Source organism: Pseudomonas sp. Xaverov 259, from assembly GCF_019352915.1.
Taxonomy (GTDB): Bacteria; Pseudomonadota; Gammaproteobacteria; order Pseudomonadales; family Pseudomonadaceae; genus Aquipseudomonas.
Map to the genome: position 1 here is coordinate 1 of NZ_JAAAFV010000097.1, position 284 is coordinate 284.

At 34.2% G+C, this 284-nt stretch carries 1 protein-coding gene; it reads left to right on the forward strand.

The genetic code is table 11. The annotated features are described in order from the left end of the window. On the forward strand, nt 1–284 hold a 284-nt coding region (locus tag K0H48_RS30640; RefSeq protein WP_219337893.1), incomplete at both ends, for a hypothetical protein.

A 284-nucleotide genomic window follows, 5' to 3' on the forward strand; every position in this document is an offset into this window, starting at 1 on the left:
ATTGTAAAAGCAAACGAAACCTTAACTTCTTTGGTAAAAGGAACAGATGGTAAGTATGTTTATACAGATGAGAAAGCAGGAACAGCTACTATTGATGTTGTTCAGGATGTTATCGATAATTCATCTGTTATTTTCAACAACAGTGCAGTTAAAACTGAGATCACAAACTTAGTTGAGAGTGAGCAGACTCTTACTACGCTGATCAACAATAATAACGGTACTTATGAGTACACAAGCGAGGATAAATCAAAAACTACAATTGATGTAATAGGTGATGTTATCAC